At 53.2% G+C, this 7749-nt stretch carries 10 protein-coding genes; 1 reads left to right on the forward strand and 9 read right to left on the reverse strand.

Annotated features, from left to right (window positions below):
* From QZN75_RS02975 to QZN75_RS03015, 9 genes are all read right to left on the reverse strand, one after another.
* A partial coding sequence (locus tag QZN75_RS02975) for an S-4TM family putative pore-forming effector (protein WP_292424531.1) occupies window positions 1-213 on the reverse strand: 213 nt, incomplete at its 3' end.
* Window positions 213-1091 carry a nucleotidyltransferase gene (locus tag QZN75_RS02980; protein WP_292424534.1) on the reverse strand — a complete coding sequence of 293 codons (879 nt, stop codon included), beginning with the start codon at window positions 1089-1091 and terminating at the stop codon, window positions 213-215. The genes QZN75_RS02980 and QZN75_RS02975, both read right to left, overlap by 1 nt.
* Before the next feature lie 78 nt (window positions 1092-1169).
* Window positions 1170-1709 (reverse strand): DNA N-6-adenine-methyltransferase, encoded by a 540-nt coding sequence (locus QZN75_RS02985; RefSeq protein WP_292424537.1) that lies wholly within the window; start codon window positions 1707-1709, stop codon window positions 1170-1172.
* Window positions 1706-4816: a hypothetical protein gene (locus tag QZN75_RS02990; protein ID WP_292424539.1), complete on the reverse strand. Its 3111-nt coding sequence runs from the start codon at window positions 4814-4816 to the stop codon at window positions 1706-1708. The genes QZN75_RS02985 and QZN75_RS02990 overlap by 4 nt, the downstream gene beginning before the upstream one ends.
* A 183-nt stretch (window positions 4817-4999) precedes the next feature.
* On the reverse strand, window positions 5000-5371 hold the full coding sequence (locus QZN75_RS02995; protein ID WP_292424542.1) for a hypothetical protein: 372 nt from the start codon (window positions 5369-5371) through the stop codon (window positions 5000-5002).
* Window positions 5368-5616: a hypothetical protein gene (locus tag QZN75_RS03000; RefSeq protein ID WP_292424545.1), complete on the reverse strand. Its 249-nt coding sequence runs from the start codon at window positions 5614-5616 to the stop codon at window positions 5368-5370. The genes QZN75_RS02995 and QZN75_RS03000 overlap by 4 nt, the downstream gene beginning before the upstream one ends.
* 164 nt (window positions 5617-5780) lie before the next feature.
* The gene (locus tag QZN75_RS03005; RefSeq protein ID WP_292424548.1) at window positions 5781-6185 is read right to left on the reverse strand and encodes a hypothetical protein; all 405 of its coding nucleotides are present in this window, start codon (window positions 6183-6185) and stop codon (window positions 5781-5783) included.
* Complete coding sequence (locus tag QZN75_RS03010) at window positions 6182-6577, reverse strand: hypothetical protein (protein ID WP_292424550.1); 396 nt, start codon at window positions 6575-6577, stop codon at window positions 6182-6184. The genes QZN75_RS03005 and QZN75_RS03010 overlap by 4 nt, the downstream gene beginning before the upstream one ends.
* 85 nt (window positions 6578-6662) lie before the next feature.
* Entirely contained in the window at window positions 6663-6851 is a 189-nt protein-coding gene (locus tag QZN75_RS03015; protein WP_292424553.1) for a hypothetical protein, read from the reverse strand.
* A gap of 722 nt (window positions 6852-7573) precedes the next feature.
* Here QZN75_RS03015 and QZN75_RS09955 point away from each other — a divergent pair.
* Window positions 7574-7749: DUF2085 domain-containing protein (locus QZN75_RS09955; RefSeq protein ID WP_366652791.1), on the forward strand; the 176-nt coding region annotated here is incomplete at its 3' end.

Consider the following 7749-nt stretch of genomic DNA (forward strand, 5'->3'; position numbering starts at 1 on the left):
TGCCCATGCAGCGCCGATTATTGTGATTGTGGGTCTACAATCTGTGAAAAAATAAAATAAAATTGGTCCAAAAATCGCAAGAATAACCGAAAAAATTGTTCGCATCTGACGGTATGTTTTGGCTTGGGAATACAATGCTCGCTGAGCTGCAAGGAGACCTAGATTTTCCTCACTGTTCTGTGCTAAAAAAATATTATGCGCCATGTTCGCCATCAGTATGCCGGAAATTGATTGTTGAACAGAAGATCCCACCAATAGTATGCATCGGAAATTTTACCGGCATTCTCAGCATCGACGGCCTTTTCAGCTCTGACAACGGCTGTACCAAGTTTCGATAGTGAATCAGTCTTTTTCGCATCAGTTGAACATGGCCGGACATAGCCCGAAACTCCCATGGGATCTTGGAGTGCAGCTAAATCTGAATCATATAATTTCCTTAATAGTGTTTTCAGGTCCATTGAATACTCGATTCTACCTTCATTTGCTGCGAACTGAGCAGCTCGCATCTCCAGATAAAATGATGAGATGGGAACATTTTGATAAAATTTCCATGCTTTCAGAAATCTGATTAAAGGTTTAACCTTCTGACCTTTTTCACCATTAACGTAGGCAACATAAGTATTGTGAGCATCGGGGCTCGCGTTCATCCAGGATCCCTCTCCGTCAGGAATATGATAAACAGGGTAGACAGATCTATTGATCGTCGTGTCTCCCAAATAATCGGCAGGGACGATTTCGGTCGATTCTGAAGCATCAGTTCCAAAGGGAATGTAGATTGCCGGGCTATTCACTCTGACACCAGTGCCGGGGAATCGTAGATCTAATGCGTCTTTCACGATCCTTAAGGAAACGGACGAATCATTTTTCAATTTTTCACGAGGGATCGAGGCGAAGTAGTCAACATCGCTATAACCCCTTATACTCGTTCCGTTCCCAAATGAACCCGTCCTAAAAAACCTCGTCATATCAAAATTTGTTTTTAAACAAGCTTCGATTGAAGATCTATGTCTTTTCGCTGCATCATTTTCTCCTTGGGTCGGTGTTAACCAAGTATGAAATTTTGTAAAACCCTGTTCCACAGTTGATGGCATACCTTCAGAACCTCTCACGAATCCAATTTTCAGTTTTTTATATTGTTAGTGATTACGTTTGCTTGAGGTTATAAATCGTTAAGCAACGTGTGGTGAAAGTAATGAGATAGTTAAAGGCACAACCCAAACCATCCCAATTTCCGCGAATGCCTCTTCAAATCTTTTAACTCGCGAACCAACATAGAACAGTGCCGGTGAAAACGTCGGCCCTGAATCATTCCCCTGTGGACCAATAAACCGGATCCTCGCAGAAGGAAAACAAACCCGGCACGATATCGCCGTCAATGTCTTCCAAGCTGCGGTCTCTGTCGCCGACTTCCACAACACAATCGCCTCAGTAGTCCGGCCAGCGGACCTCTCCAGGTAAAGTTTCGAGAACCACCGCTCCACATCATGACCAAAAGGAGGATTGAGAAAAATCCGATCTTCCCACGGCTGCACAAGCCCATTCTCCTGAACGGTGTAATGCCTCGCTGCCGGTACGTTCGGGATCTCCCGGCTGTTGCTGCACGGGTCCAGATCGATCGCGCCCATGCAGGCGATCACCGCAGCAAGGATGTACTGCGGCGTGTAATGCTCCGTGCTCTCATGCGACAGCAGAGCAGGCGGGACCGTCACACCACTCCGGCCTCCCGGGCACTCTCCCGCAAACCTCTCCCGTAACAATGCTCGCAGAGCTTCACTCCGGTCTCGCGATCAATCCAAGAAGCCTTCGCAATCCCGCACACCGAGCACTTCCCCACATCCGCTGTCACGCGACTGCACCGGGAAACATCCACGGTCCCCGGTAAAGGAACCGCAGCCATCTGCTCCGCTTTCATCGCCTCATTGTAACATGAGCGACAAACCCGCCGGGCATCCTGCTGATCCTTGGGCCGGGCCCGACGCTCTTTGGTGAATTTTTCAATAAACCAGGAGCCTTTCTTCCCGCAGGCATAGCACACGGTCTTTGGCTCCGGAGGTTCGAGTTTCTTGTAATCAGCGGCCCGGATGGACCGGGGCTGATCCTTGTTTACAGCAGAGGGGGTCGAATCCGGGCTCATTTCAGCAGTTTTACAGCAGTTGCTGTAAGTCATCGGAGCGTGTTCTGGTATTTTATTTCCCGATTGCACAGGAATTTGCAGAGATCGGTTTTCATTTACAGCAGATTGGGAATCATGGAGACACTGTGTACTCTGCACACCGGGTTCTGCGTGAGTAGCAGCATTCTCTTTTTGCTGTAAATTACCTTCTCTTAGTACAGAATTATTATTATAAACAGGAGTAGGGGGGAATCCGGGTTTGGAAATTGCGCCATTTTGATTTAAAGCAGTTGCTGTAAAACTGCTGTAAACGTNNTAAACGTGCTGTAATGCTGTAAATGACCCTGCGCCACCATCATCATTACCGCCGTGCGGGTCGTGGTCGAGCCAGCAGGACCCGCCATTCGCCCACTGCCGGAAGATCTCACGGTTCCACGTGAACGCTTCGGTCCTGCGACGGACCGCATACCCGTCAGTCTCGGTTACGGTCACTGTCCGGTCTGTGAATGAGAGGGCCGGGCACTTTTCCAAAAGCCCGGTATAATTCTTTCCCCGGCTGTCGTAGCCTTTGATCATCCGGTAAATTCCCATGTAGGACGCACCGGTGAACCGCTGGAGATCCTGGATGGTGAACTCCGGTTGATCCGCCTTCTCAATAATCGCAAGCAGGTCCGACTCCTTCTTCGTCATCTTCGATTCCTGTCCACCCGCTGTACCGTTCAGGAGCGTGAAGATATCATTCGCCGCTGCGAAATCCGCCTCATCTGCGTATATGCAGAGCGTGCCATCCCCGCTCGTCTTCTGCCGGCGCTGCATGAAGAAGAGAGCCGCATGGCTCTTGATCAGATCGTAGAGCATGTCGGGATTGCGCCGGTTGCAAATTGCATTGAACCGCACCCGCTTCGAATACGGAATGATTACCCAGATTGTCTGCTCGTGCAGGATCTCCCAAATCTCCCGGCAGGTCCGCAGCTCAGCAGTCTCATCAACAAACGAGTCCGGGTCCAGCATCTCCCGTTCCTGTTTAGCTACCAGTACCCGGGCGTCCTGCTCGGAAGACTCATCAATCCAGCAGGTAAGCATCCGGTTCATCACCTGGTCGTCTCCGGTCCCTTCCTTCTTCGCAATCCACCAGACGCACTGCTCGGGAATCGTGCATACCCGGGAAGTAAGATCTTTTGTGACCGTCGTATGCGTAATCGGTTCATGGAAGTTCGAGGTCGCCGACTTCAGGATCTCCTGGATACCGTCCGAGAGCTCAGTGTCATCGCTCATCAGCACTGTCCGGGGCTTGAGGTCTTTCATATAGTACAGGGCCTTGTTGCTCACCGTGCCTTTCACCTTGTACCGGTCCGGGACCTGCCGCATCATCTTCTTGAAGGCGTGCGTCTTTCCCTTGCCGGAATCCCCGGTCACGGAGACATGCAACCCGTCCGAGTTCTTCACGGCCTGCGAGGCCATCGACAGGATCATACAGCGGGCGAGAATCTCGTCGCCAACATGCTCCTGGGCAAAGGCCGTGAGCATCAACGCTGCCGGATCGCCGTGTTCCAGCACATCGAGAGCCGTGGCCCGGGCATCGGGGTTTACCGGCTCCGGTGCCGGGCCCGGGTCCGCAGGATTTTCACTCTCAATCTTGGCCTTTGCCCGGTCCTTCCGGTAATTCTTCTGTTTCTGCTCCCAGTCCTTCCGCTTCGCTGCCCGGTCCGGCTCGAACTGCTCGCGGAGTTCCTGCCATCGCTGAGTACCGCTCCCGCAGGAAGTGTGCTTGCAGCCGGCAAAGACCGCACCGTTGCCGAACTGGATAGCAAAGGCTCCGTCCTTGTGTGCTGAAGAGAACGGGCACTGGTCGAGAATATACAGCGTACCGCCGCTGTACGGTTTCTCGGACCGGACCCCGACCCCGTGATCGGCGAGCCAGTGATGCAGATCGAAGCGCTTATCCTTCGCTGTAGTCGGCTGCTGTTGTGCCTGCTGCTCAGTTGGCAGCCGGGCCACGAGATCGCGGAGCTGCTCCACGCTTACGATCTTCAACTCATCCGGGGCCGAGAGGATCCGGCTCCGCCGGTACGGGCGTTCAGAGGTATTGTCACCCTTCCGCGACACAGTACCATAAAGTTTCCAGATGCGGGCCGCGTTGAAATTCGCCGTGTCCACGTTCACCCGCTCATCCGAGAAGAAGGTGGAAAGTGTCGTGAGGCACGCCTTCACGAGCGCCGTTGCACTCTCATCATTCGGCAGGTCGATGCGGTAGAGCAGGTGGGCCCCGTTGCCGGAGTCCGCCCGGACCGGGTCCGGGAAGCCGAGCCCGGCAATCCACCGGGCAATCTCATCGGCTTTCGCGAGTGCAAGGCCGTGCTCCTCATCCGTACTCGATACGCCACTCGGTCGCAGCGGGTCAATGTCGATAGGCAGCCAGCGGCGGCGCTGGATATCCGCGTCGCTCGTGGTGCTGTCCTTCTTGCCGAGCCGCATCTTAATCCGGTTTGCCCGACGCGAGAGCAGGGCCGGGTTCACTTCATTCAGCGTGACATAGATGCCATGGATCGAGCCATCGGCATCGAGCGGCTCCACTGACCGGACAAGGGCATCGTGATCGCTGAAGTATCCGCTGTGGGTGAACTGGTCGGTGAGTGCCCGGACCTCCACGACCTGCCCGGGTCCGGCTATTCGGGCAATTGCCTCACGCAGCAATCCATCCACGGGTCACCACCCACACCCTGGCTTCCGTCCGGACTCAGGAAGAAATAATGGTTAGCCATGCCCGTCGCCTTCTTCGGGGGCAGGGCTTTCCGGATTCACNNGACCAGGGCTTCGATCACGTTCGAGATCAGGTAGAGCGGGATGCCCCCTCTCTTGTCGGTCGTGACTGCCGGTTTCTCATCTTCATCCAGCATAGGCTGCCACCTCCAGGAGAGAGTCTGGCAGCACCTCGTAACAATGGATTGAACCGTTCGGTGACACGACCCAGATCTCGCAGCGCAGGAACACATTGCCCGGATATTTTGTCAGGAACGAACGGAACTGGCAGCACTCAAACCTGCAGAACGATTCGACATATGGCACGCTCACCGCGCCGTGAGCGATCCGCAATTTCACGCAGAGCGCCTCATAGTTGCCCCGCAGCCCGATCAGATGAAGGCGGATGTGGCGCGAGAGGAAACTACTCTCGACCGGCAGGACCGGCTCAAAGCCCCGGGAGATGAGCAGTTCAGCGGCCCGCTCCTTCGAGGTGTTGAATGAAATCTGTGCGATCATGCCTTACCTCCGTTCTGCCCGGTCTTTTCATCAGGAATAAGAATTTCCCGGATGCCGTCCCGGGTGATCTCGAACTGCTGGAACCGGTCCGAAGGAATCGAGATCCAGACCTCGAAACGGGAACATTTCACTCCCTGCGGCACCTGGTCAAAGAATCTCTTCATGCGCCCGATCTCGTTCCGGCAGAAGACCGCTGCTTCATCCAGGGACTGCATCGCGTGAAGGGAAATTTTCAGTTTCACCATTACGGCATCGATGGTCCCGTCTTCCAGTTCCTTGCGGGCGGACAGGTTGAACTAGATGTACCGGGAATTCCGGAAACAGTTGCTGACGATCACGGGCTTATATCCCAGTTTCAGGAAGATGGTACCGGCCTGTTGTTCCAGTATCCGCATCCGGTGAACGGCGGTCATGCGACACCTCCGGACTTCCGGGGGACCGGGGAGTAGAGCGAGAGTTTGGGGATCTCCCGCACACTGTCTTTGTGTACCTCAAAACACCGGAAACCATGGCTCAGGGAATAGCACCAGATCTCGTAATGAAGCCCGGTCTCTCCGGCATGGAGAGCCTGATGCTTGCGAAGCTGCGCCAGGCCCACGTAACATCTCTGTTCAACGGTCTGCACCGAGGAGGACTGGTGAAAGAGTTTCGTGATCCGGATGAACCGTGTTTCCCCGGATGGCCGGGTTGCGACAAGGTGGGCCGGGGGAAGCCGCTTGTTGAATCCTACCGGCAGGACCCGGACCTTATACCCATGAAACTGGAGCAGTTCGCGGGCCCCGTCCTCGATCAGCCTGCTGCGACGGCTGGTCATGAGGTCGCTCCTTTCTTTGACGGTGAAATGATTTCGGGTTCCTTCACATCGGAGGGGACCTCAAAGAGGAGGCAGGATATATCCTCGCCGAGCGCAACCGCGATGAACCGGTCGCGGGGGAGCATGTACCGGGTTTTCCCAACCCCGATGATAACGGCCCGGCCTGACGGATTGAGCTGTGCGATACCGGATATCAGCGGCATTCCATGGGGGTCCGGTCCTTTTTTCAGCAGCGGGACCCGGTCGCCCACGAAGAGCAGCATCCCCAGTTCCTCGGGGCAGATGTAGTACGACTCGCCCCAGATCCGGACATGGACATACCCGTCGCCTCCGGTCATGACGAGCCCGGCGGAGAAATGGCTCATGCTTCTCCTCCGGTCGTTCGTGTCCATTCAGTGAGGGATATAAAGTCAGAAACAAAATTATGTTTGGCAGTTTCACGGCATGACTGGGTAAGTTTCGCCTGTGAGCTGCCAACTAACTGTGCCTGCATGGTGCCTCCTCTTTTGTGACGATCTTCCAGCGACCGTGTTCAACCATTTTCTTGCCAATGCCATAGAAGCCGGACCGCTTCTCGTACGCGTCCACGGCTTCCTGCGTGACCCGCAGGGGTTCACGAATAATCCCGTTCTGCATTTTTTCACCAGTCTTGTGTTTCTTGTTCAACCACGTTCCCTGAATTTTGAAAATTGCTTCCTGCCGGGCCGGATAGAGCCATGGCTATTGTCCGGTCGTGTACCGTTTTTCTCGAAACGGCAGGTGACCTATCGGACAAACGCCATGAAAAAGATCCGACAGCAGGTTATCTGATTCTACTGACGATCACCAAAATAGGTGAAGAGCGAAAAGATAGGGGCGTGGCTGCTCGTCAGTCTGCACCACTGGCCCNNTTCATTGCACGCCGGGTTTCGGACGTGTAGTTGTTCTTCTGGACCGGGTATTTTTCCGGAGCCTCGGGTTCAGGCTGGCCGATCAAAACAAGGAATTTTGTTTTGACGGATTTTGCTGCCGCCTTTATCCGAGCGCTCGTCGTTTTGAAGAATTCCCAGAGCATTGTAAATATTTTATAAATGCGCGGTTGTTTATAGGGTTATCTGAACCAGCGGGTTAGCTGGCNNCGTACAAAGTAGACCAAATTGGCAGTTTTTCCTGCAAAAAAAGTGGTGCGCGGCTAAAAAATTTTGAAAATTTGCACAATCAGATGAACATTGTGGTCGAAATATATTTGGGGGGCGAGAGGTGCCGCAAAAAATCACACGCATTAATATCAAAGGATATTGATGGGTATTAGGTGTGGAAAATTGAGACTTGGCAATTTAGAAGAGATTATGGCCAATCCTCATTTTATTCTTTAGATTCAAGAGTTATCTATGAAATTTGAATATACGATGGATGAACAACTGGGTCCAATCCTGTATATTCAAATACGAAATCGAAAATATGGATTGTGTTTTTGCCATCGGAGAAAAGATCGCTCAATACATTTTTTTGGACTTGAAAATTATCTTTGCTCCAGATGTATGGGGCTTCTGTTTGGGGGGATTATTGGAATACTATTGATGTG

The sequence above is a fragment of the Methanoregula sp. genome, from assembly GCF_003170075.1.
In the GTDB taxonomy this organism is placed as follows: domain Archaea; phylum Halobacteriota; class Methanomicrobia; order Methanomicrobiales; family Methanospirillaceae; genus Methanoregula.